The following is a 24,290-nucleotide window of genomic DNA, read 5'->3' as shown; positions in this document are numbered from 1 at the left end:
CTATTATTAATAATGTGTAATGTTTATCTTTTCTGAATCTTTCCCAGCGCACCATAAACCACCTTGGCCACCTGGGGTTTGGTGTCCTCCTCCTTCATACCATGGGCAATACGTCCATATATATAAGGTACTTCGAGTCCCTTGATACAATAGTGTGTAATATCAGCCACCAGGTCCACGTTGTCGATATCAAACTCGCCATCGTCCTTACCCTCGGCATAAACCTTACGGAACAGCTCAATCTCGGCATCGTCGAAATGGCGGCGCACTTTCTCTACCATCCAGATGTTACGGAAGAACTCTGCACGCAGGTTACCGTTACGAACCACCGTTTCGCGAATCATACTGAGATGGGTATAGATCAGCTCGATAATCTTGTCCTGTGGACGGATTTTTCGGGCAGCCACCTCATCGAGCTTGTCGCTCAATCGCTCCAACTCGCTCTCGATAACAGCATAGTAGATTTCCTCTTTCGACTTAAAATAGGTATATAGCGTACGGCGACCCTTACCCGATTGCAGGGCAATATCGTTCATCGTCGTATTTTCCAGTCCGTTCTTGGCGAACAGCTGGCGTGCTACATCTACCAGTTTCTGTCTTGTCTTGGATATAGACATGTCTGTTTCCTCCTAAATTTTAAAATTGCACACTATTCTACGATGTGCAAAAGTAAGCCTTTTATTTGAAACTGACAAGAAAAACGAGGAAAAATATTACAAAAACAACAAATTTATAAAAAAATGGCCGAAAAATTTGGCCAATTCAAAAAATAGTCGTACCTTTGCACCCGCAAATCAGGAAACACCCTGAAATGCAGCGAAAATTTAACATCGCGGAGTGGAGCAGTTGGTAGCTCGCCAGGCTCATAACCTGGAGGTCGCACGTTCGAATCCTGCCTCCGCAACTAAAGAGGAGATGCAAGCTGAAAGGCTTGCATTTTTTGTTTATATCTCCCACCCCGACTTACTGCCAGATTAAACTGCATACAAAAAAAATGATCCGATCGTCAGGGCTCAGGCCCTCGACAATCGGATTATCAGATTTACTTTTTCATTCTTGCTATAACCTTTCGGTAGTAACTGTTAGTAGTTTTTATACCATAATTCATACCACCATTCCAAGAACGTATAGCCTTCTCGACGCTGTTCTCCGGGTTAAAATAGCTTTGAATCAGAAGGAACATCTCTTTCGATTTTTCTACACTATAACGGTCAGCTAAAGTGTATCGCTTCTTACTCTTACGTTTACTCAGGATGTTATTACATTCCTTAACGAGTACTGGAGTAATCTGCATCGCGCCTACCGAGTTTCCACTCACGGCCTTAGGATTTCCTTCGCTTTCCACTTTAATAATTGCATCCATCACTGGATTCCAGTCAAAGCCTAACGTTTTGTTGCTCCGTGTACCGAAACCTTCGGCCGAAACCGACAGAGTTACCAAGAACAGAGCCATTAAGCTCAAAACTGCCTTCTTAATAAAACCAATCATAAATCTCTATACTTTAGGCGGAGGGTTCTCGCGAACAAACCGCGTTATCCTTTAGATAAATTCATTAAAATTGAGAGTACCGACTTCACGTCGGAAATGCGTTCATATCAGCGCTTAGTTACGCTTAACCGGTGCAAAGATACGACGAATGACCTTACCGCCCAAATATTTTTAGCTTTTTTAAGCATTATTGGGAAGTTTCACGATTTAAATCAAGTATTGTTTTTTTATTCTAAATCCACAACAGTGATGCCTGCACCACCAAACTGCACATGCTCGTCGCGGTAGTGCGAAACGTTAGGAATAGTGCCCAGATACTGTCGGATTAGCTGGCGCAGAATACCTGTTCCGGTACCATGCAGAATGCGTACACGACTCACTCCTACCAGTATAGCATCGTCTATAAAATAGGTAATGGCATTAATAGCCTCGTCGCCACGCATACCGCGCACATCTATATCTTGTTTAAAGTTCAGTTTTCGATTATCAATCACATTGCGGGTATCCTTCGATACCACACCATACGAGCCAGCAATATTGCTGTTACGTTCCTCGGCCTTGGTCTGCTGCTCCTTGGGTTTCTCGGCATGCTCCAGGCGCTCCAGGCGCATCTTGGTTTTCATGCCACCAAATACTACCACAGCCTTTCCGCCATCGATACTATCGATAACACCCACGCTGGTAAGACCCTTGATACGCACGGTATCGCCTTTCTGGAGTGGTATGTTAGCCTTTGAAGACTGAGCACTTGCTACAGCTGCGGCATCCTCTCGCTTTCCACCTTCCTCTTTCTTCGAAAGTTTCTCGGCCTTACGTTTCTCTCTGCGCTCCTTACGCTCCTGAATCTGGCGCATCTTCTTGGCAATGGCTTCATCAGTAGCACGGGTATCTACCTGAGCCAGCTCCTCCTTAAAGGTATCCAGTTCCTCGCGAATCTTGCGGGTACGCTCCTTCTCGGCCTGGGCCTCACGTATCTCACGGATGGCGTTTTCTATCTTCTTATTACTCTCGCGCAACAGCTCCTCGGCCTGCTCTCGGGCCTTGCGCAGAATAGCCTTGCGCTCTGCTTCAATCTCTTCTACAGCAGCCTCCAAGCGCTCACCACTGGCCTGCAGTTTCTTCTCGTGCTGGTGGATAGTCTGTCGCTTACCCTCCCAGTAACGCTTATCGCGCACAATATCCTGCAGGTATTTATCACTCTGGATATAATCCTGACCCACGATATCACTGGCATCCTTAATCACCTCTTCGGGGATACCCGTCTTACGGGCAATCTCGATGGCAAAGCTTGAACCAGGCTGACCAATCGACAGCTGGAACAAGGCCTGCATCTCATGTCGGTCGTACAGCATGGCGCCATTCACCACACCCTCGTGATCGTCGGCAAAATGCTTCAGGTTCTGATAGTGAGTGGTAATCACACCAAAGGTACGCTTCTTCCAGAACTGCTTCAGCATGGCCTCGGCAATAGCACCACCAATGGCGGGCTCGGTACCGCTACCAAACTCATCTATCAGCAACAGCGAGCGCTCGCCAGCCTGTTTCATCATCTGCTTCATGTTCATCAGATGACTCGAGTAGGTACTCAGATCGTTCTCGATGCTCTGCTCATCGCCGATATCAATCATGATACTCTCGAAGATACCTGCAGTAGAGCGATCACCGATAGGAACAGGCAAGCCGCACTGCAACATATACTGCAGCAAGCCAACCGTTTTCAGGCATACCGATTTACCACCAGCATTAGGACCACTGATAAGCAGCAGTCGCTTTGCACGGTTCAGCATAATATCCAGAGGCACCACATGCCCACCCTTCTTCTCCAGCGAGAGCTGCAGCAAGGGATGGATGGCACGAATCCAGTCGATAACAGGTTCGGCCTTTACGGTTGGTTCAAAAGCCTGAGTCAGCTCAGCCCACTTGGCCTTGGCCTGAATCAGGTCGATCATAGCCAACAGCTGATACGAGTCGATTATCTCGCGCACGTGCGGGCGTACCTCATCAGTAAATACCGTCAGAATACGAATCACCTCACGACGCTCCTCAGCCTCCAGCTGTCGCACCTTATTGTTTGCCTCAACCACTTCGGTTGGCTCAATAAACACCGTCTTACCAGTAGCACTCTCATCGTGCACAATACCGTTAATACGGCGCTTTACCTGTGGAGCCACTGGTATCACCAGTCGTCCGTCACGCATAGCGGGGGCAGCATCCTTATCTACCAACCCATCGCGCTGGGCCGCATGCAATATAGTATATAATGTACGCGAGATACTACCCTGCGTTTTCTCTAAGTCGTGACGGATACCAGCCAGCGTCATCGAGGCCGAATCCTTCACCTTGCCAAATTTATCCAGAATAGAGTCAATACGACGAATCATAGCGGGGAAGGTAGCCACGCCATCAGTTAAACGGTACAGGGCCGGATACGGATACACCACCTCGCCGTTAGGTTTCTCGTCGCCATCGCGCTGCAAAAAGCGCACAATGTTGGCAATTGTTTCCAACGAGCGACGCAAATCCCACACCTCATCCTCTTCAAGATGGGTATTCTCCAATCGTATGCGCGCAATGCTCTCGCGCACATCAAAGAAGTATTGCATGGGAAAATCATCGTGTTCGGCAGTCAACCTACGGAACTCGCGCACCTGCGTTAACCATTCATTTACTACATCGGCATCAACCGAGAAAGCCATTTCGTCGACTTTCTCCTGCCCCAAGGTGCTCTGGCAACGTGCCTTCAGCAACCTACGAATCTCATCGAATCCGAGCTTACGCTCAAAGTTATTTGGATAAATCACGCTGCAAAGGTAGTAAAAATGGAGCAAAAATGCGCAAAATCACAAATATTTTATAAAAAGTTGGCGAAAAATTTGTTTATTCCAAAAAATCTCCTTACCTTTGCACCCGCTTTCGAGACAGAAGAGCACTGGAGAGATGGTAGAGTGGTCGATTACAGTAGTCTTGAAAACTACCGTGCTGAGAGGCACCGGGGGTTCGAATCCCTCTCTCTCCGCTAAGAGCTTAGCTTAAACGCTGAGCTCTTTTTTTGTGTCCGAGCAGAAAACTCGATTTTCGCTTGCGGGTTTCGTTCCTTTTTTGTACCTTTGCGCCATAAAATTCAACTTGACGATGACAAAACTTTGTATCAGACTGATATTCATTACTTTAGCGCTGGTAACTCTTGGTAGTTGCGAGCAAAAGAAACAAAATAATAATTTCGAGGCTGCCGATGGTTATGGGATAGCCGACTCGATTATTTCGGCTATTAGCGACGAACGCGACTGGCCCAAATTCCTGGCTACCTGCGACAGTTTCCAGCAGACAGGCGATATTTCGAGGGTAAAAGCCATATTCTATAAAACCGTAGCGTTTAACCTGATGGGCAAATACCGCGCCTCGCTGAGTCTTTACAACCAGCTGGCCGACGTGAACGTGAGCGAGCTGATTACCGAGGCCGATCTCGAATCATATATCTACTCAAGTAAGGACTATATACGCATGCTGTGCGATATGCGCCGCTACGATCGCGCCCTGCGACAGGCTCGTAATGCCGACCGCAAACTAAGGGCTGCTGGCTACAATGCGTTTACCGACCATCAGGACATTGCCCAGATGATTGGCGAGTGCCAGCTCTGTCTGGGACAGAATGCCGATGCCATGCAAAACTTCAAAAAGTCGTTGAAAGCCATCAAGGAACGTCTGAAGACCAACAACGGCGACCTCGATCTGCGCGAGTGCCAGAAAACCATGAATGCCATCGCCACCGTTTACATGCGTCGTGGTTACTATAGCGAGGTAACTCCATGGATCCTGGCCCAGGACTCACTGTACGAACAAGCCTTGAAACTTCCCAAGGCCGACCCTGTTTATCTGGATGAGATGAAGGCCGAAATCAGCTACACCCGCGCCATGCAGGCACATGCTTTGGGACGTATCGACTATGCCGAGAAGGCATTTGCCGAATACTCATCTACAGCCACTTCGAAACAGCCAGGCAGCCTGATTAACAGCTGTCGATACCTGATGGCCACCCACCGATACGAAGAGGCTGCCATAAACATGACCCAGCTTGATAAGTTTATGACCGAGGGTGCCTACGAAGAGGCCGACCTTGAGAATATCGGTCGCTTTATGATACCTAAATTCCACGTCAACCTGATGGCGGGTCATCGCGATTCAGCACTCCAGGTGGCTACCAGGATTGCCAATCTGTACGATTCGGCCCTGGTGCGCCAGAAGATTATCGATGCCGATCTGCTTTCTACCGTTTACGATACCGAGGGCAAAGAGCGCGAGATAGCCGAGCAACGTGCCCAGTTGAGTCAGCAACGCATGCTTTGGGTAATTGGCGTAAGTCTGGTATTCATCATCCTGCTGCACCTGCATCTGGTACAGCGCCGCAAAGCCTTCAAGAAGCTGAGCGACACCAACAAACAGCTTATCGAGGCCAACGAGCGTGCCGAGGAATCAGAGCGTATGAAGAGTAAGTTTATCCATCAGATATCACACGAGGTGCGCACACCGCTTAATGTACTTTCGGGCTTTACGCAGGTACTGGCAGCCCCTGATATCGAGATCAGCGCCGACGAACTGCAGTCAATCAGCAAGAAGATTGTAGAAAACAGCGAGCGCATCACCCGTTTGGTTGATAAGATGCTTGACTTGAGTATGGTTAACGCCCATACCTGTGCCGAGTGTAACGATAAGATATGCCCTGCCGACATCGCCTATCAGGCCGCCCAGCTGGCAGGCATTACACAGGCCACCCACCTCGACTTTAATCTTAAGCTGGGTGCACGCACCAGTCAGGTTATCCTCACCACCCATCTCAAATCGGCTGTCAAGGCCTTGGCTTTGCTGCTCGACAACGCCCAGAAGTTTACCCAGCCCATCGCCTTTAAGGGCAAGGCGCCCGAAGGCAAGGCCAGTGTGGTACTCAATGTAAACATCGACGGACAGAACGTGATTTTCAGCGTAGAAGATACAGGTATTGGCGTGCCAGCCGATCAGGCCGAGAATATCTTTACCGAGTTTGTGCAGCTCGACGAGTACACCGATGGTACAGGTATCGGTCTTTCGATAGCACGCTCACTGGCACGCAATTTAAAAGGTGATATCAAACTTGATACCACCTATACTGCCGGCGCACGCTTTATCATGCAGCTACCGATTTAATAATCAAATATTGTTTTAATCGTATACCTCTATCTCAATGCGATAAAAATCGCCTTCCTTTGTTATTGGGTACACGGCAAACTGTGTTTCATAATTGCCGTCGCCCCAAGGGTTGGTAATATACAGGCGCTTATCGTCGGGCTTGGTAATCACGTTAAAGGTCTTACCGTTAAACTGCACCGTTTTCTCCTGAGCAATACGTGCCAGGAAACGTTCGGCATCGCCCTTGTCTACGTAATAAAGACCTGCTGTTACTGAAGAATCGAAACTCATGCAGAAGAAATAAGCATGAGGCGATGAGGTAGTAATCTCGTAGCCCACATCTTTCTTGTCGCCCTTCTTCACGCCGTGACCATAAACCACTTCGGCATAGTGTTTGTCGCCTTCCTGTACATCGTCTCTACAGATAAACTGCAGAGGTGTATTAGGCCTCCTGCCTGTGCCCTCGTAGTTGTACAGCAAGTCGAGCAGATTGGTAAGAGAAATCTCCTGTCCCGTATCATCCGACGATGACGAGAGCGAGAAAACGCCCGCTGCTATAACAGCCAGAACCACGATTGTTGTTATAACCTTTTTCATTTTACCTTTTTTACTTGTTAATTGGTTTTATTGAATTGCGGCACAAAAGTACTAAATTAAACTTAATCCACCAACATTTTTGGTATTTATATGCTTAAATTATTTTTTTTTAGTACCTTTGCACCGCATTTGGCAACACATGCACCCGTAGTTTAAAGGATAGAATAACGGATTCCGGTTCCGTTGGTCACGGTTCGATTCCGTGCGGGTGTACTGGTTTTTCAAACACAACGCTAATCAATGCTATCGCAAACATTCCAAGCAGTAACACATACCCAATCAGATGCACGATTACCCCAAAAATCTGTTTCATTTGTATTTTATGTTTATTTGTTTAATTACGCTGCAAAAGTAAAACAACTCATTATTCTGCGCAAATAATTTCAGCCAACGGGCTTTTTTAATCAACAAAAACCACATAAAAATAAAGGTGCATAAGTTCTAAACTTTCCTAATATTCGCTGCAAAGGCACGTTTTATCGTAGTTTTTTATTTACCTTTGCCCCTGATTTTAATATGTTATGTAATATGATGAAGAAGATTATTTTTGCGTTGCTGGCAGCAGTGTTGGTTTGCCAGCCCGCCGATGCACAGTTTTTCAAGAAGATTTTTAAGAAGAAGGCCAAGACCGAGAAAAAGGCCAAGAAGAGTGCCGATGGTATCGATGATGCAGCACAGATTGCAATGGCCGATATAGCCACACTGGCCGATAACACCAATAATCGCAATGCTTTTATGGGCATCCCCTTGGGCATCAAGGCCAGCCTGTTCGAGAAGCAGCTAATTGAGAAAGGATTCACCGAGCGTGTACTCGAAGGCAAGCACACCGCCAAGTCGTACATCTACGACGGCCAGGTGTATGGTGCCAAGTGTACCGTTACACTGGCCGTAAGCGACGAGACCGACCGCGTATATGCCGTAGATGTAACCGAAGATACCATCTACCCCTCGTTAAAAGAGGTAAAGGCCCGATTTGCCAAAGTAAAGGCCGAACTGGTTAAGGTTTACGGTCGTGGCTTTGTAGATAATCAAGGCGAGGCCTACACCATCCAGACCCAGTTAGGCACCGTTAACCTGCATTACGAGCGTGGTTCGCTCACCAGCAGCTATACCTTTGGTTTTGCACTCGACGATGCCAAGGCCTACCAGATGGCTTATAACGAGATGGACGACAAGGAGTACGAGACAGCTCCACGCACCATCGCCAGCGGACTGGCCTCAGCCTGCAACCATACCGATTTGGTAGGCTTGGGCGTGCTGCTGTATCAGAACCGCACCCTGAAAGGCGCGCAATCGGTACTGGCCAGCTACGATTACACAGCAGGCAAGGCCACAGCCAAAGTGCTGCCCGCCACATTTAAGATGGATGGCTATCAAGCCACAGCCTCGCTCGCCCGTCGCAAGCAGGCCATCACCGCCATCACCCTCACCGCTACCGACGATGCCCAAGCCCTTTGCAAGGACCTCAAAACCTACGGTTTCACCAGCACCGATCAGAAAACCTGGCGCCAGGGCCGTATGACAGCCATCGTCAAAACCAACACCCAGGGTCAAGTAGTGCTTACAATTAAATAATTTGATATAATGCGCGTAAAAAGATTATTAGATTTCCTGGATGCTTCGCCAGTAAACTTCCTGGCAGCACAAAATATCGCCACCGAACTTGAAAAGGCTGGCTATCGTAAACTCGACCCTCGCGAGCCGATTGGCATCGTGAAGGCAGGCGACAAACTGTATGTAACCAAGAACGATTCGTCGGTCTATGCCTTCCATATCGGCCGCCAACCCATGGCCCAAGCTGGGTTCCGCATGATTTGCGCCCACTGCGATTCGCCTACCTTCCGCATCAAGCCCAATGCCGAGATGCTGTGCGAAGGTGGCATCGTAAAGCTGAATACCGAGGTGTATGGCGGTCCCATCATGTCAACCTGGTTCGATCGTCCACTCACCATCGCAGGTCGAGTGATTGTGCGTGGCCAGGATGCCCTCAACCCTGAGACATTGCTGCTGCACGTCAAGCGCCCGCTGCTGCAAATCAGCAACCTCGCCATCCATTTCAACCGTCAGGTAAACGATGGCGTCAAGCTCAGCAAGCAAAAAGATATGCTCCCCATCTTGGGCATTATCAACGATGAACTCGAAAAGGGAAATCTGCTCATGAATATCATCTGCGGCGAACTCAGCATCAAGCCCGAGCAGGTACTCGACTTCGACCTGTATCTGGCCGACGCCACCCCCGCCTGCACGTTTGGTGTACACGATGAGTTCCTGTCGTCGGGGCGCCTCGACGATCTGTCGATGTGCTTTGCCGGACTCGAGGCCATGATTGATACCGATACTACCGATGCCACCAAGGTGCTGGCCATTTTCGACAACGAGGAAACTGGCTCGCAAACCAAGCAGGGTGCAGGCAGTCCGTTCCTGGCCATGATGCTGCAGCGCATCGCCCTCGCACAGAGCGGTAGTGCCGAAGCATGGTACCAGGCCATCGAGCGTGCCTTTATGATTTCGGCCGACAATGCCCACGCCTGGCATCCCAACTACAGCGAGAAATACGACCCCACCAACCATCCCGTGCTGGGTGGCGGACCCGTTATCAAGTTTAATGCCGCCCAGAAATACGCCAGCGATGCCGTTTCGGCAGCCGTGTTTGCCGAGATCTGTCGCCAGGCCGACGTGCCCTGTCAGCGCTTTGTCAACCACTCCGATGTGGCAGGTGGCAGCACATTAGGAAACATCCTGGCCTCGTCTATCCCCCTGCGAGGTGTAGATATGGGTAATGCCATTCTGGCCATGCACAGTTGTCGCGAAACAGGCAGCGTGACCGATCACCTTTATACGGTTAAGGCTTTTACGCAGTTTTTTAAGTAACCCGATACAATGAAAAAGATTATAGCTGTGGCAGTAGCTGCGATGATGGAGCTTGTAAATGGCCAATGGCTGTTAGCCGACTTCGACAATCACAAGGCCGACTGCATCCGCCACATCGCCGAGACCCGCTAATAGGCGTACACCAGACCGTATTTCTCGTGTAGCTGGCGCAGGGTGCCGTCGGCCTTCATCTGACTGATGACGTCGTTTACCAGTTGCAGCAGGTCGTCCTGCCCCTGGCGCATCAGCACACCTATCTCGCCATGGGTAAATGGGGCATTCAATAGCGGGGCTGCCAGTCGGCTGTCGGTCTGTATATAATAAGGTGCCTCGGTAATCTCGGTTATCATCACATCGGCTTGGCCCTCGGCTATGAGCGATGGTATCTCCTCGTTCTTATCATGCACAATGATGGTGGCATGAGTAAGGTTCTGGTTGGCAAACTTCTCGTTCAGTCCGCCGGGGTTCACCATCACACGTACATCGGGCTTGTCGATATCGGCCAGTTTCTGGTAGCGATCGGCCTCGGATGCCCGGCACAGTATGGTTTTACCATTAGCCAGATAGCCATCGCTCATCAGCATGGTTTGTTTGCGGGCATCGGTGATGGTGATGCCGCCAATGGCCAGATCGAATGCTTGCGGATTGGACGTAACATCGGTAGAAAGTGTAGGCCACGAGGTTGGCACAAACTGTATGTTTACGCCCATGCGCTTGGCAATCTGACCTGCCACCTCGATACCGAATCCCCAGTACGTGCCGTCGGCCTCGCGGAAGGTTAACGGACGATAATCGCCCGTAGTGCCAATCAGGATGGTGCCACGCTCCTGAATACGGTTGATGGTGGGCTGGTTTACTATGATAGTATTATCCTTGCTTACCGTACACGAGGCAAACGATACCATACTACCTAACAATACGGCGCTAAGGAATAAAAGGATAAATTTTCGTACTTGTATTCTCATCATCAGGTATTAACTTTATCATAATGCGCGGCAAATTTAAGCAAAAAACCCCAAAGCCATACCATTTGGCCTTGGGATTTAACTTTTGTTGAATTCTGTCTCTAATTACAGCGTTATTACCCGTTTCATCTCAAGATTCTCGTAGCCCTCGGGACAGTGGGTTGAGAGATAAACGGTGGGATTCTGCTGGATAAACTCGCGTACACGATCGAGTGTGATGCGGGCAGCCTCGATATCCTCGAACACGATACTTAGCTTATTGGCTTTCAAGGCTGCATCGCAATAAGTCACGTCGCCGTGCATCATATAATAAAGTCCATCGTTCTCAGCAATGATAATGCTGTTGCCCTTGGTGTGCCCCTTGGCCTCGATAAACCAAATGCCATCGGCCACTTTTTCGGCTCGTGGGAAGTTCTTGAACGATTCCTTGTATTCCGAACGGATGATGTTTCCACCTTCTGGCAGTTTCATGGCGTCGGCATCCTCGGGCGAAATATACACCTTGGCATTGGGGAAATACTGGATGGCAGCCGAGTGGTCGGGATGCTTGTGCGTGATAAGAATCTTTGTTACCTGCTCAGGCTTGTAGCCCAACTCGGCAAAGGCCTCCATATAATCCTTCACTTTCTCGCCCATATAGAGTGGCGCGCCCAGTTTCTTCTCGGGTGCCTTAAAATCGTTCTGGAATCCAGTGTCAACCAGAATCACCTCGTTTCCAGTGTCAATCAAGAAGTTCTGCAAACTGCTGCGGTAGATAATCTGTTCGTCTGTACCTTCCTTACCTTCACCGCCAAAGGCAAACTGCTGGTTCATAAAACCGCCATCGAACATACGAATTGCTTTAATCTCCATAATCGTACTTGTTTTGTTTGGGTTAGTAATAAATCTTCGCAAATATAAGAAAAAAATTCCAAAGCTATACCATTTGGCCTTGGGATTTATGATTTATTGTGTTATCACCCAGTTCGCTGAACGAATCATTTCAACAAAAGTTAAATCCCAAAGCATAATAGCACTGCTTTGGGATTTTTTGTTTATATTTGCCAGCGTTATGACTACAACATTAATCATAGGATTGCTTATTCCGCTGCTGGGCACCATGCTCGGTTCGGCTTTTGTGTTCTTTATGAAGGGCGAAATGTCGGACAGACTGCAGAAATCCTTGTTGGGATTTGCTTCGGGTGTGATGGTAGCGGCATCGGTATGGTCGCTGCTGATTCCGGCGATGGAGATGGGAGCCGATAACGACAAGTGGAGTGTGATGCCTGCAGCTGTAGGATTCCTGTTGGGTATGGGATTCCTGCTGCTTATCGACGAACTGACGCCACACTTGCACATAGGCACCGACAAGCCCGAGGGTATGCGCTCGCATCTGTCGAAGACGGCCATGCTGGCCCTGGCAGTAACCATCCACAACCTGCCTGAAGGAATGGCTGTGGGTGTGGTGTTTGCTGGAGCCGACAGTGGCACCACCAGTATCTCGCTGGCCAGTGCGGTAGCCGTATCATTGGGTATCGCCATCCAGAATGTGCCCGAAGGTGCCATCATCTCTATGCCTATGCGTGCAGCAGGCAACAGTAAGTGGCGATCGTTCCTGATAGGCTCGTTGAGTGGAGCCGTTGAGCCCATCGGTGCCATTGCCGTGTTGTTGCTGGCATCGCTACTCATGCCCACGATGCCCTATATGCTGGCCTTTGCCGCAGGCGCCATGTTCTATGTGGTAGTAGAGGAGCTTATCCCCGAAGCCTCAAGCGGTCAGCACTCCAACCTCAGCACCATCGGTTTTGCCATTGGTTTTGTGCTGATGATGGTGCTGGATGTGGTGATGGGATAGCTTACGGTTATTTATTTGGTAAAGGAGATTGCCGACGAGGTATGGGGCACAAGCAAATAAAAAACATCCAAAAAACTATAAATCCCAAGGTACAATCATCGTGCTTTGGGATTTTTTGCGTATATTTGTCGGCATAAAAACCAAACTAAAGGATAAGATGAAAGTAGGTATTATCGGAACAGGATGGATTGCTGAGAAGGCAGCCATCACCTTAAACGGACTGGACAACTGTGAGGCCTATGCGGTGGGCTCACGCCAACAGGAAACGGCAGACGCTTTTGCTGCCAAGTGGAACATCCCCAAAGCTTACGGCAGTTATACTGAGTTGATAGCCGATAAGGATATCGACCTGGTGTATATCGGCACCCCGCACTCGCACCATTACGATGTAACGCGCCAGGCCATCATGGCAGGCAAGCCCTGCTTGGTTGAGAAGGCATTCATGGCCAATGCCACCCAAGCACAAGATATCATCCGATTGGCACACGAAAAGCAAGTGTTCTTAGCCGAAGCCATCTGGACACGCTACCAGCCTGCCGTGGGCATCGTGAGGAAACTGATGGCCGACGGACGTATCGGACAGCCCCGAATGGTGACAGCCACCCTTGGCTATTCGATGGGTAACAAGCCTCGCATCATGCGCCCCGACCTTTGCGGCGGTGCCCTACTCGACCTGGGCGTGTATGCCCTTAACTTTGTACGCATGTTCTGCGATGCCGATATCGAAAGTATCGACGGCCACTGCGTGAAGAGCGATACAGGGATGGACCTGACGAACGCCATCACCATCATTCTCAAGGATGGCATCCTGGCCAACGTGCAGTCGTCGGCCCAATGCGTGGGCGACAATATCGGTGTGATAGCAGGCACCCAGGGCAACATCATCATCGACAACATCAACAACCCCCAAACGATAACCCTCAACGGTCCCGACCGTACGTTTGTTGAAACCATCCACGTACCACAGCAGATAACAGGCTACGAATACCAGTTCCTGGCTTGCCGACAGGCACTCATCGACAAGCTGACTGAACCCCGCGAGATGCCACATGCCGAAACACTCTACGTGATGCAACTGATGGACGAGCTACGCCGTAAATGGGGCGTGCGCTATCCGATGGACAACTGACAGCATTCTCGGGTTCGCTGAAGAACTTAAGCGCTTGGTTGATTAAATTAGGCGGATAAGGGCAAATGCATTACTTTTGCCACCGCTTATGACAACAATCAACAACATACTGGGCACCTTTGCCCCTATCACACTCGAGCAGATGAGCAGCGTAAAGCTCATGAATCGCACCGATACCAAGTTTGTTACAAACATGGCTAAGCTGCGCCTGCTGCTGCAGATGGCACAAGCCGATTATGATGTGCAGGAGATAGATGGCGAACGAAATCCGGAGTACGACACCACGTACTTTGATACCTACAACTTCGACATGTACAACCAGCACCAGTGGAACCATACCAACCGACAGAAGATACGGTTCCGCACCTACTGCGTAAGTGGTTTGCAGTTTATGGAGGTTAAGACCAAAAACAATCACGGGCGCACCAAGAAAAAACGTATAGAGGTAAGCAATATGGATGTTACCGAGCAACAGTGCCGCCTGTTTCTCGGCCAGCATCTGCGCTACGATGTCGATACCTTGCAACCGGCACTCAACAATCATTTCCGTCGCATCACTCTCGTCAACAAAGCCAAGACCGAACGCCTTACCATCGACCAGCAGCTGTGCTTTCATAACCTTATCAGCGGTGTTAACAAACACATGGCCGACTCGCTGGGTATCGATGTCAACGGGCGACTGATTGGCACCCCCGTGATGGAGCTGGTGGTGATAGATGTGATTACCGTGCTGGCCATCACGCTGTTAGAGCGCTACCTGAAGATCGAAAACTCCAAGTTGGTACAGTACGACCGCATCGAACTCATTAAGCCCGAGAAACGCCGGGAACTGATAGCCGATCTGGAACTGCGCCTGGGCATCGCCGTAACCGATGTAAAGGTGGGTGCCATCGACTTTCTGCACGATATGGCCGTGCTGCGGGTGTACTACCAGGGCGATGGCGATAAGGAGATTGACAACAAACTAAAGATTAAAAACTCAGAGTATGCAAATGTGTAAGTATTATGTGGCAGCGCTGCTGTTAATGGGTAGCATGCCAACTATGGCCCAGAGCGACGACTTTGGCCTGTGGAGCGAAGTAAACCTGGAGAAGAAACTGAGTAAGAAGTGGAGCCTGGATGCAGGTGTGGAGTACCGTAATCGTGACAACATGAAGACTGCCGACCGCTGGAGCTTCGGTGTTGATGCTAACTACAAACTCACCAACTGGCTCAAGCTTTCGGCAGGCTACTCATTATTAAACGATCATTATTACAAGCTGAATGATAGCGGCAAGAAATACGCCGACTACTGGGGTCTGCGCCACCGTTTCAACGTATCGGCCACAGCCAGTCAGTCGTTTGGCAACCTTACCCTGTCGCTACGCGAGCGCTGGCAGTACACCTATACCCCCGAAACCACCGTGCAGCGCTACTACACCGCTAATGGCACCGAGGCCGACGAGCATACCTACAGTGGCAAAGGCAAGAACGTGTGGCGTAACCGCCTGCAGGCCAAATATAAGCTTGGCAACCTGTTCCGCCCCTATGCCAATGTCGAAACCTACATGTCAAACGGATGGGATAAGATTCGCTATGCCGTAGGTACCGAGTTACGCCTGAACAAGCAGCACGCATTCGATATCAAATACATGTACCAGCATCCCTTTGGCCAGGATGATACCGACGGCAACCGTCACATCCTGGGTTTGGGATACACGTATAAGTTCTAAGCGCGCAGGGTACGCATCGCATTCAGCACGGCCAGCACCGTTACGCCTACATCGGCAAACACGGCCATCCACATGGTTGCCACACCAAAGGCAGCCAGAACCAGCACAGCCAACTTAATACCGATGGCCAGCCATACATTCTGTCGGGCGATGGCCAGTGTTCTGCGGGCTATACCGATGGCCGTTGCTATCTTCGATGGCTTATCGTCCATCAGCACCACGTCGGCAGCCTCTATGGCCGCATCGCTGCCCAGTCCGCCCATAGCAATACCTATATCGGCACGCGCCAATACAGGCGCATCGTTAATGCCATCGCCTACAAAGGCAAGCCCATCCCCCATCAGCTGCTCAACATGGGCAACCTTATCAGCAGGCATCAACTCGGCATGGTATTCGGTCAGTCCTAACTGCTTGGCCACGTTATCGGCCACCTCCTGGCGGTCGCCAGTCAGCATCACCGTACGGTTCACACCCAGTGTATGCAGGGCAGCAATCGCCTCGGCACTATCCGCTTTTATCTGGTCGTTAATCACAATATGACCCGCATAGGTACCGTTAATGGCCACGTGGATAATCGTACCCGTATGGTGACAGTCGTGCCACTTGGCACCGATGGCATCCATCAGTTTGGTGTTACCTACAGCCACCTCGCGATCGCCCACCTTGGCTATGATGCCCTGTCCGGCCATCTCGCGCACATCGCTCACCTCGCAGCCATCCGTAGCCTCATCGGGGAATGCATCACGCAGGGCCGCACCAATGGGATGAGTAGAAAAGTGCTCCACATGAGCCGCCAGGTGCAGCAACTGGTGATCGTCGATAGCATCTGGATGCACGGCCGTTACGGCAAATTTGCCGTGAGTGAGCGTACCCGTCTTGTCAAACACCACCGTACGCACCTTCGCCAGCACATCCATGTAGTTCGCACCCTTGATTAATATTCCACGGCGCGAGGCACCGCCGATACCACCGAAGAATGTCAGCGGCACGCTGATTACCAGCGCACAGGGGCACGATACCACCAGGAACATCAGCGCTCTGTACAACCAGGTGCTGAATGCCCCACCCAGCAGTGTAGGCACAACGGCCAGGGCGATGGCGGCAAACACCACGATAGGTGTGTAGATGCGGGCAAAGCGGGTAATAAAGGTTTCGCTTTGCGACTTATGTTCGCCGGCATCCTCAACCAGCTTGATGATTTTCGATACTGTACTCTCACCGTAGGGTTTGGTCACACGTACACGCAGCACGCCACTCAGGTTTACGCATCCCGATATCACCTCGTCGTCCTCGGCCACATCGCGGGGCAACGATTCGCCTGTCAGCGCCACCGTATTCAGCGCACTCGTACCGTCGATAATCACACCATCCAAGGGCACTCTCTCACCCGGCTTAATAATAATCGTATCGCCCACCTTCACCTCGTCGGGCGCTACTGTCATCTCCTTACTCCTTCCTCCTTCGTCCTTACTCCACAGTGTGGCATAGTCGGGTTTTATCTCCATCAGGTGCGCAATGCTGTCGCGGCTCTTACCTTCAGCATAACCCTCAAACAGCTCACCCACCTGGAAAAACAGCATCACAAACACCGCCTCGGGGAACTGTGTTTCAGCCCCTGGCAGAAAACCTATACACAAGGCGCCGATGGTAGCAATACTCATCAGGAAGTGCTCGTTAAACGGCTCGCCCTCCAGCAAACCCTCAGCCGCCTCCTTCAAGGTATCATGACCTATTATGATATAAGGTACCAGATACACCAACAGCAGCTGCCAGGTTTCGAGTGCAAACTGGTGTTCTACTATTACCGCTCCAATCAGCAGCACGGCTGTGATAATAATCAGCCTCAATTGTTCACGAGTGTTATGCTCGTGGTGGTGCTCGTGCTCATGATGATGCTCGTGCTCATGATGCTCATCATGATGTGCATGTACACCGCAATATTCGCAATTCTTTTCCATATTCTTAATCCTTTTTATTGTTTCTGGGTGCAAAGGTACGCAGTATTTTCTGCAACCAAGTTGCAAACTTACGCATTGATAAAGATTACCCTATGCCGATTGTCCTTGGGCCGCACCGCAAAATGTACCCACACAGCCCCATATCTATTACGTTCTATCAACAATTCGTCAAACTCCTGCTGCGACTCTTTGGCATAATTAATCAGGATGGCCGCATAAACTATCGCTTGTTCATAGCCCGAAGTACGTATATCCACCGCACAGCCTGTAAGATGATTACTGTTCGCCGCCCCGCCAACCTTTCTATTAAGTTGAGGCGATCTGTACCCTGAGTTGATGATAATAGATTGTGAGGACCTTTCCCTTAATACCTCCAGCCATTGGCATAGCCTTTTCAGGTTTGCAATCGCCTCATGACTGGGAATGTTATACACCTCAGGATACTTACTCCTGGTGAACTCCCCGAGCACAAAATGCTCGGAGAGGTTTGCTTTACTGTTTAACTGTACTATCTGTTCCATTCTCTTAATTTTTACATTTTTACATTCTTACATTTTTCAATTTTTACATTGTTCATTTGAACCAATGAACTAATGTACCACTCTTAGAATACAAGCACGGCTTTTTTCTTGTAGCGATGCTTGCACGCACCATTCTCAACATATTCACCACACTTCACCACGGCACCATCTTTTAGCAAACGCTTTACGCGAGTTCGAGCCGAACTAATGCAAAGGTGTAAGCTATTCGCCACATCGTCGATCGAGAATTCCTCAGGTAATCTATTAAAGTCCTCGATGGTTCGTTGACGGTGACGACGATTGGTTGATGCATCACGCAACTTGTCGTCGAAATACTTCTCAGCTAATGATCCGAAGTAGTGGCGCTGACAGGCAAACTGGATGTTTACAATCAACTCAGCCAACTGGTCGTCGATCTCGTCAGTTTCAAACTCACCACACCAGTAATCACCCTCTTGGTGCAAGTCACCCCAGTGGCGCATCACAATAAAGGGAGCCGAGTAGTTAATGCCATGGTAGGCACAACGCTTCAACAGCATCTCATCGGCCTTGCTCTCATTGTCCTTGGCATCGGCCATGCGGCGTGCCGTCCAGTCGTACATCGTTCGAACGATGCGCTTAATGGATAGTTCGCCCTTGGTCTTATCCAGCTTCTTGGCCCATTCCAGCAGGCGGTTGTCGCTGTCCTCATCCACCTCCTCGTCCAGGTCCATCATTTCAAAGTGCGTGCTGGGCAGGGGGATGCAGGTTAATCGGGTTGCCAATCCACTACCGAAGTTCTGTTCGTTCACCTTCTTTTTCAAGGCGATGGGCGTACCGGTATAAACGTAGTTCCAAGTCACGTTAAAATCCTGCATAATCGAGTCCATGTTCGAGTAAGCCTGTCCGTCCTCCTCGTTGTGGAAAGCTTTCAGCTCCAGGTTCTGCTTGTCAATCCAGCTGCCACCCTTCTGTACACTCAGGGTATTATCCAGCTCGGTATCAAACGTGAGCATGTGCAGCTGCATATCCGTGCCATCCACATTCTCCACGGCGTTTACCATGTCTTGGATAAACTGGGCGTTACTGGTTCGCGAGGGGTGTACACGCACCACTACCTTAGGTTTCTTGGGTTTCTCTTTGTTGGCGCCCTTGGTTTTCATCTCCTCTCGATAGCGATTAATGGTGTCCTTACCTGCTTTATCGGCTGCCACGATGGGGGCGGCCAGGAACTCGTACAAACGGGTGGCGAACGATTTACCACTAGCAGGATCGCCGATAATCAATGCCGATGCATTCAGTCGTCGTAGTTTTGAGGGACGATGATAGAAGCGGTACGTGCAGCGTGTCATCAGCGTCATCATCAGGGCTCCAGATACTATCAAGGCCGCAGGGTACTGATTGCGCTTAAGCCCCTTGCAGGCATCCTGCAGCGCAGGATAGTAAGGAAACAGTGCCTCAATCTTCTCACCCCAATCCCAGAGCCACTGCTCAATCTCTTCCTCACCTATGGTGGCGGTGTCTGTCGTTTCGCCCTGTGTAATCTGTTTCCATGACTGGCCGCACGCTTGGCTAATTGCCTCTTGCATAGCCTTTGAAGGACATTGGGTAAGGTACTTCTTTTCGCGATCCGCCATGCGTTCTGCTGCCGATGCCACCGTCTGTGCCACGTTCTCGTCGCGCTCCTCGATAATCTCCTGCACCCATGATTGTCGTTCAAGTATCCGCTGCACCAGCTTTCGGTCGCCATCAAACAGTACCAGCAGGTCGCTTGCCAGTTTAAGACTCTCGTTGTGTCGGTTACTATCGGCTGCACAGGGCAGCTTTGCGCTATAGCGCTTATCAATAATACACTGTATATCATAATCCCTCCACTTTATTTCCACTTCATGATTATCCAGGTTCCCACTCTGCTCAGCTGTCTGTTTATCAGTGCGGTGGGCCAAAGTAACAGTTTGAGTAACACCACTGTGACCAGCCCTATACTCAGCATTGTATTTCTCGGCAAATTCTTTGTTCTCATACGTAAACAGTTCTTTATCAATGTATAATATATCCGATTCCTTGCAGATGAACGACATGCGTGATGCGTCCTTGCAACTTTCGTCAACCTCAACACCCAGGATTTCAGCCATCCGGTGCTGGTTGTCGATGAGATTACCTACCGCAGCATCAGCCTTAAACACAACTTTCAATCCCTTACCGCTGGGTGTGATATACACCAAAAGTATTCTCCTAGCCGCGTCTTTATTTATAAAGCCGTGTTCATCCGTGCCTAATCCCCATTTGTCGAACACCCCTTTGGGGGCTTCCACGTGATCGATATCCATTACCACAAGTCCCGTTAACAGGGTGGCAGCCTGTTTGCGCCAGGCACCTGTTTTACCAGCCTTCGATGTTGTTGCATCAAACGTAGCCTGGAAGATAAACGCAGGCAGTTTACGCTTCAGACTGGCATCGCCCGTTTCTCTGAACTTATCAATGTTTTCGTTCCATTTCCCTGCCCTGACGAGCGCATAAAACTGCGCTTCGTCAACGGGCAAAGTAGGATTACTGTAATTCTTCTGATAACAAAAACTCATTCAACCTCCTTTTTTATTCGTTATTACTATCTTCGTGGGCAAGCATATTGTCGATTGTTTCTTTAAATCTGTCGCCATCAACTTTGTGACCACCAAAAAAGAAATCATAACCTATCTGCATGTGGTCGTGCTTTACCCATCGCCATGAATCACCATAGAATAATTTATCAAAATCTTCTATCAGCTTCTGTGCCTCCTTGCCAGTAGTCATAGGCAACGCAAGTTTCAGGTAATTATAGCTCTGCATAATGCCAATCATGGCTATTACCAGGCCTTCAGCATCTGGCTCAACATTGCCAATTATCAGTCTAAAGATGTCGCGTGCCAACAGGTCACCTTTACGGGCAGTCAGCATAATCGACTTATCTTTCTTACGACGATAGAAACTCCAATGACAATAAAAGTCAATTACCTTGTATCCAAGTTTCTTTACTTCTTTATACAGTTTCTTTTCCATATATTCCAATTTTTAAGTTAAACTCTATCTACAATCTCACGATCCATCAGGTGGCTGCTGGCCTCGCGCTGCTCGCGCTCCATAGCGCTGATCATTCGGGCTGTGCCGATGGATTTCTTCAGCGAGATGTAATACTTCACTCTCTTAGGGCTCTCTTTCAGCCAGCCGTGCTCCAGAATAGCAATAACCTTATCCTTTAAGCGTTTCTTACGCTTATAGTGATTAAAGTCGATACGCTTGGCCTGCTCGTTATAGTGCAATGAGCCTTGCACAAACTTTCCTTCCATGATGCTTTTAAGCACCTCTTCGTTAATCTCAATGTATTTTCGCATAATTCTTAAGTTTTTAGTGAGTCGTTGGGCCCATTGACTCGGTTAGTTACTATTGTTTAATAAATCTCTTCATCAATCAGTCGGTAGCAGTATGCCAGCGCCTCGTCTGCGCTCTGATAGCCAATATCCTGCACTGGCACATCATTCACATAATCTACTATGTTTTCTGCCATATCCTGCTGAACCCTGCTTGAATAAGGCAACAGAATTTGCAACAAGTATTCATACAAGCCACTACTTATTCTATGCTTTACATAGCGCATTACTTTTGCAGCTGTACCATCTACATCGTAAAGTAAGTATTCCTCTGCCATTATATTATATATCCAGTAAAATTGTGGTACCATAATCCGTTTCATACTCACGTCTGATGCTCTCGATTGTTCTTGACTCAGGCTCAGGTTTGCCTTGCTTTTTGGCTTTCAATGCCTCAACACCCTCACCTAATCGGATGGCCAGTGCAAACATCAGATATTCCTTTTTGTGAACGCGCCCTCGGCACACGCCTGCCTGTGATGTGTTGTAATCCATCTTCCACTGATTGCACACATGGTTCGATTCTACAAACGTATCATGGATGGGGCACAACCTCATGCCATCGTTATCTACTAACTTGTTGATACAACTGGCACAGCACTTCTTTACTCGCAAACCACAAGGGTTCAATACTGTTTTCACTTTCTTCATTTTTTCTTATTTTTTTAATACTTAAAAATCTACCTTTGTCGCTTATCGACGATGCAAAGGTAGATCATTAAGCATTACTCTCGGGTTGATTCCGTATTTCCGTATTTTTCCCGTATTTTTTCCGTATTATTTCTTACTAATGCGTATTTTTTCCGTATTTTTTAGGCCTCATAGCCTATTATTTCGCACTTTATTATATTCCAGAACGTGTCGCACAGGTCACCCATGGGGTTATACTTAAGTTCGTAATAAGCCTCATCATCCGATATAACCATTACACGTCCAAAGTTTTTGATAACATTTTCGTTTATCTGCAGGTTGATTGGCCAATCATCGGGTGTAGCGCTGATGGCGATTGACAGAAAGTTGCACTGCAGTAATCCGTAATCCAACCTATCACGCATAACCAGATAGATTGCCTGCCATTGATTCTTAAATCTAAATAGCTTGGGGTAATTGACACGTAACGAGCTCAGACAAGCACTAAGCAGCTCTATGCGTTCATTCGGCGACATATGTAGATACTTCTTTCGAACTTGATCCTCAATGCTTACATGACACTTGGTAAAAGGCGTAACTCTATCCTCATCCATACTTGGCACAGGATACTTACGCACCTGATAGTACTCACGTATCTCGTTAGCCTTATTAATAAGGTACGCAAGTCCATGCGCACATCCATGCGCCAACAGCGAACACACGTAATGTTCGGCTAATGCGTAACTACCTGCACCCATAGCCATTGTTACCAACTGATCCTCGCGAATCCTTACACCATCATGCCAGATGTACTGAACTTCTTGTTCTTTTCTCATAATCTTTTTTAGAGTTATGAGTTCAGTCTTAGGCCTAATCCCTCCCTCAGAGTTAATAATATATTTAATTTTAGCGGGTGCAAATATATGTGTTTTTGAACATAAAAAAGAGACCAATTCCGAATTTCGGAAGTGGTCTCAAAATAAATTCTGAAAATTCGAAAAATTCCGAAAATTCTGAAAATTCCGAGTTCATTAGTCATGCAATGAGTGCAAATTTCTCCAGTTGGCGACAGAGATTTAAGAAGTCGATATCATTATCGTATTTCTTATATTTAGCGCCACGATACGTACAATACGACGTACTGTCACGCCCTTTCCCACTACCGAATTCATCAACAAACACTTGGTACGGTATGGGTTCGTTCAGCATTTTCAGTTTTATAAGAGCTCGTTGTCCCATCATCACCGCCTGCGAACTCAGCTTTCCGTCGGTAAACTTATGCAGTATCTGCATCACGGCATCCACATCAGTGGCTATTATATAGTCGCGATACTTCTTTACCGATTCAATCTTCAGCTTCTTTATCTTCTTTACTTTCTTCGTCTTCTGCTCCAAAAGTTTCTTACATGCGGGTGCCAATTCTTCAAAGCCCATTCCTAAAAAAGGGTTCAGTGTATCCTGATGCTTGGCATATAGAAACGACTCATAGCAGTTCCTTGCAATCATATTCAACGCTTCGTCGTAGCCCATATCCCAAGGTTCAAGATCCATCTTCACCCCCTTCTCCACCAGTATCTTGTTAAAGGCTCTTTTCACCACCTTCAACAGTGTGCGTGCATCCTTGAATGCCGGTTTATAGTCGAGCAAAGCCAGATATGGAAACTCAACCCTGTCGCTCACCTGGATACAAATCTGTGCATAGTCATCAGGTGTTGTATAACGACCCACGCTTATCATTATTTCGCCCGCCTTGGGCACTATCGAGTATTTCCGTGTATATTTCTCGTTCGTTTCAGGATCCCTGAAATCAAAACGTTTTCTACGATAGTCGTTTTCAATAGCTTGTTCTACCAGTTTCAATAATTTTACACCTGCAGGTCCACCAAACAACGTACCCTCGGTGCTTAAGAGTTGGAGCTTGTACAACTTTAAGCTCCATTTTGTTTTCCTCATTTTGGTTTTCGTTTATATGATAGTATTTATTTAGTAAACTTCCTGACTCCCTTTCAGGTGCCACAAACATAACAAGGCGGTGCGG

Annotated in this window: 23 protein-coding genes and 3 tRNA genes; 11 read left to right on the top strand and 15 right to left on the bottom strand. The window is 48.6% G+C overall.

Going from position 1 to position 24,290, the window contains the following annotated elements:
• Nucleotides 1–23: 23 nt before the first annotated feature.
• Nucleotides 24–617: a TetR/AcrR family transcriptional regulator gene (locus BLR73_RS09520; protein WP_013065131.1), complete on the bottom strand. Its 594-nt coding sequence runs from the start codon at nucleotides 615–617 to the stop codon at nucleotides 24–26.
• Between the two features lie 214 nt (nucleotides 618–831).
• On the opposite strand from BLR73_RS09520, the gene BLR73_RS09515 reads away from it, so the two are divergent.
• Nucleotides 832–904 (top strand) — tRNA-Met (locus BLR73_RS09515).
• Between the two features lie 138 nt (nucleotides 905–1,042).
• Here the strand turns inward: BLR73_RS09515 and BLR73_RS09510 are convergent.
• Nucleotides 1,043–1,453, bottom strand: coding sequence for a lytic transglycosylase domain-containing protein (locus tag BLR73_RS09510; protein WP_013065106.1), 411 nt, complete (start codon nucleotides 1,451–1,453; stop codon nucleotides 1,043–1,045).
• Nucleotides 1,454–1,716: 263 nt separating this feature from the next.
• On the bottom strand, nucleotides 1,717–4,290 hold the full coding sequence (locus BLR73_RS09505; protein WP_091861467.1) for an endonuclease MutS2: 2,574 nt from the start codon (nucleotides 4,288–4,290) through the stop codon (nucleotides 1,717–1,719).
• Between the two features lie 130 nt (nucleotides 4,291–4,420).
• Here BLR73_RS09505 and BLR73_RS09500 point away from each other — a divergent pair.
• Both BLR73_RS09500 and BLR73_RS09495 read left to right on the top strand, forming a co-directional pair.
• Nucleotides 4,421–4,505: transfer RNA gene (locus tag BLR73_RS09500), tRNA-Ser, on the top strand.
• A gap of 116 nt (nucleotides 4,506–4,621) precedes the next feature.
• Complete coding sequence (locus BLR73_RS09495; protein WP_091861464.1) at nucleotides 4,622–6,667, top strand: sensor histidine kinase; 2,046 nt, start codon at nucleotides 4,622–4,624, stop codon at nucleotides 6,665–6,667.
• A gap of 15 nt (nucleotides 6,668–6,682) precedes the next feature.
• Here BLR73_RS09495 and BLR73_RS09490 read toward each other — a convergent pair whose 3' ends face one another.
• Nucleotides 6,683–7,246 carry a hypothetical protein gene (locus tag BLR73_RS09490; RefSeq protein WP_033151431.1) on the bottom strand — a complete coding sequence of 188 codons (564 nt, stop codon included), beginning with the start codon at nucleotides 7,244–7,246 and terminating at the stop codon, nucleotides 6,683–6,685.
• Nucleotides 7,247–7,387: 141 nt separating this feature from the next.
• On the opposite strand from BLR73_RS09490, the gene BLR73_RS09485 reads away from it, so the two are divergent.
• From BLR73_RS09485 to BLR73_RS14620, 4 genes are all read left to right on the top strand, one after another.
• A tRNA-Arg gene (locus tag BLR73_RS09485) sits at nucleotides 7,388–7,459 on the top strand.
• Between the two features lie 318 nt (nucleotides 7,460–7,777).
• Nucleotides 7,778–8,821 carry a hypothetical protein gene (locus BLR73_RS09480; RefSeq protein ID WP_143010930.1) on the top strand — a complete coding sequence of 348 codons (1,044 nt, stop codon included), beginning with the start codon at nucleotides 7,778–7,780 and terminating at the stop codon, nucleotides 8,819–8,821.
• Nucleotides 8,822–8,830: 9 nt separating this feature from the next.
• On the top strand, nucleotides 8,831–10,117 hold the full coding sequence (locus BLR73_RS09475) for a M18 family aminopeptidase (RefSeq protein WP_091861458.1): 1,287 nt from the start codon (nucleotides 8,831–8,833) through the stop codon (nucleotides 10,115–10,117).
• A 9-nt stretch (nucleotides 10,118–10,126) separates the two neighbouring features.
• Nucleotides 10,127–10,249 (top strand): hypothetical protein, encoded by a 123-nt coding sequence (locus tag BLR73_RS14620; RefSeq protein WP_255397368.1) that lies wholly within the window; start codon nucleotides 10,127–10,129, stop codon nucleotides 10,247–10,249.
• Here the strand turns inward: BLR73_RS14620 and BLR73_RS09470 are convergent.
• A complete protein-coding gene (locus tag BLR73_RS09470) occupies nucleotides 10,246–11,085 on the bottom strand; it encodes a transporter substrate-binding domain-containing protein (RefSeq protein ID WP_233456463.1) in 840 nt (279 codons plus the stop codon). The genes BLR73_RS14620 and BLR73_RS09470 overlap by 4 nt on opposite strands.
• Before the next feature lie 102 nt (nucleotides 11,086–11,187).
• Nucleotides 11,188–11,934 carry an MBL fold metallo-hydrolase gene (locus tag BLR73_RS09465; RefSeq protein ID WP_091861455.1) on the bottom strand — a complete coding sequence of 249 codons (747 nt, stop codon included), beginning with the start codon at nucleotides 11,932–11,934 and terminating at the stop codon, nucleotides 11,188–11,190.
• Nucleotides 11,935–12,133: 199 nt separating this feature from the next.
• Here BLR73_RS09465 and BLR73_RS09460 point away from each other — a divergent pair, with 199 nt between their 5' ends.
• From BLR73_RS09460 to BLR73_RS09445, 4 genes are all read left to right on the top strand, one after another.
• Nucleotides 12,134–12,916 carry a ZIP family metal transporter gene (locus BLR73_RS09460; protein ID WP_091861452.1) on the top strand — a complete coding sequence of 261 codons (783 nt, stop codon included), beginning with the start codon at nucleotides 12,134–12,136 and terminating at the stop codon, nucleotides 12,914–12,916.
• Between the two features lie 157 nt (nucleotides 12,917–13,073).
• Nucleotides 13,074–14,045, top strand: coding sequence for a Gfo/Idh/MocA family protein (locus BLR73_RS09455; protein WP_091861450.1), 972 nt, complete (start codon nucleotides 13,074–13,076; stop codon nucleotides 14,043–14,045).
• Nucleotides 14,046–14,133: 88 nt separating this feature from the next.
• Nucleotides 14,134–15,045, top strand: coding sequence for a VTC domain-containing protein (locus BLR73_RS09450; protein ID WP_091861447.1), 912 nt, complete (start codon nucleotides 14,134–14,136; stop codon nucleotides 15,043–15,045).
• A complete protein-coding gene (locus BLR73_RS09445; protein ID WP_176763661.1) occupies nucleotides 15,038–15,757 on the top strand; it encodes a DUF2490 domain-containing protein in 720 nt (239 codons plus the stop codon). The genes BLR73_RS09450 and BLR73_RS09445 overlap by 8 nt, the downstream gene beginning before the upstream one ends.
• Here the strand turns inward: BLR73_RS09445 and BLR73_RS09440 are convergent.
• The 9 genes from BLR73_RS09440 to BLR73_RS09400 all read right to left on the bottom strand — a co-directional run bounded on the left by BLR73_RS09440 (nucleotide 15,754) and on the right by BLR73_RS09400 (nucleotide 24,205).
• Nucleotides 15,754–17,715, bottom strand: coding sequence for a heavy metal translocating P-type ATPase (locus BLR73_RS09440; protein ID WP_233456464.1), 1,962 nt, complete (start codon nucleotides 17,713–17,715; stop codon nucleotides 15,754–15,756). The two genes, BLR73_RS09445 and BLR73_RS09440, sit on opposite strands and share 4 nt — an antisense overlap.
• Nucleotides 17,716–17,783: 68 nt before the next feature.
• Entirely contained in the window at nucleotides 17,784–18,236 is a 453-nt protein-coding gene (locus BLR73_RS09435; RefSeq protein WP_091861441.1) for a YcbK family protein, read from the bottom strand.
• Between the two features lie 83 nt (nucleotides 18,237–18,319).
• Nucleotides 18,320–20,797, bottom strand: a complete 2,478-nt coding sequence (locus tag BLR73_RS09430; RefSeq protein ID WP_091861436.1) for a BT4734/BF3469 family protein — start codon at nucleotides 20,795–20,797, stop codon at nucleotides 18,320–18,322.
• Between the two features lie 13 nt (nucleotides 20,798–20,810).
• Complete coding sequence (locus tag BLR73_RS09425; RefSeq protein ID WP_033149432.1) at nucleotides 20,811–21,254, bottom strand: hypothetical protein; 444 nt, start codon at nucleotides 21,252–21,254, stop codon at nucleotides 20,811–20,813.
• A 17-nt stretch (nucleotides 21,255–21,271) separates the two neighbouring features.
• Nucleotides 21,272–21,586: a hypothetical protein gene (locus BLR73_RS09420; RefSeq protein ID WP_143010929.1), complete on the bottom strand. Its 315-nt coding sequence runs from the start codon at nucleotides 21,584–21,586 to the stop codon at nucleotides 21,272–21,274.
• 56 nt (nucleotides 21,587–21,642) lie between these two features.
• Complete coding sequence (locus tag BLR73_RS09415) at nucleotides 21,643–21,900, bottom strand: hypothetical protein (protein WP_013064831.1); 258 nt, start codon at nucleotides 21,898–21,900, stop codon at nucleotides 21,643–21,645.
• Nucleotides 21,901–21,904: 4 nt separating this feature from the next.
• On the bottom strand, nucleotides 21,905–22,273 hold the full coding sequence (locus BLR73_RS09410) for a hypothetical protein (RefSeq protein WP_033151443.1): 369 nt from the start codon (nucleotides 22,271–22,273) through the stop codon (nucleotides 21,905–21,907).
• A 161-nt stretch (nucleotides 22,274–22,434) separates the two neighbouring features.
• The gene (locus tag BLR73_RS09405) at nucleotides 22,435–23,088 is read right to left on the bottom strand and encodes a hypothetical protein (protein WP_143010928.1); all 654 of its coding nucleotides are present in this window, start codon (nucleotides 23,086–23,088) and stop codon (nucleotides 22,435–22,437) included.
• 199 nt (nucleotides 23,089–23,287) lie between these two features.
• The gene (locus BLR73_RS09400; protein ID WP_091861428.1) at nucleotides 23,288–24,205 is read right to left on the bottom strand and encodes a hypothetical protein; all 918 of its coding nucleotides are present in this window, start codon (nucleotides 24,203–24,205) and stop codon (nucleotides 23,288–23,290) included.
• Between the last annotated feature and the right edge of the window lie 85 nt (nucleotides 24,206–24,290).

The sequence above is a fragment of the Prevotella sp. khp1 genome (assembly GCF_900102205.1).
GTDB classification, from domain to species: Bacteria; Bacteroidota; Bacteroidia; order Bacteroidales; family Bacteroidaceae; genus Prevotella; species Prevotella ruminicola.
Note: the sequence above shows the minus strand (reverse complement) of the source record. Positions and strands in the feature narration are given on the sequence as shown.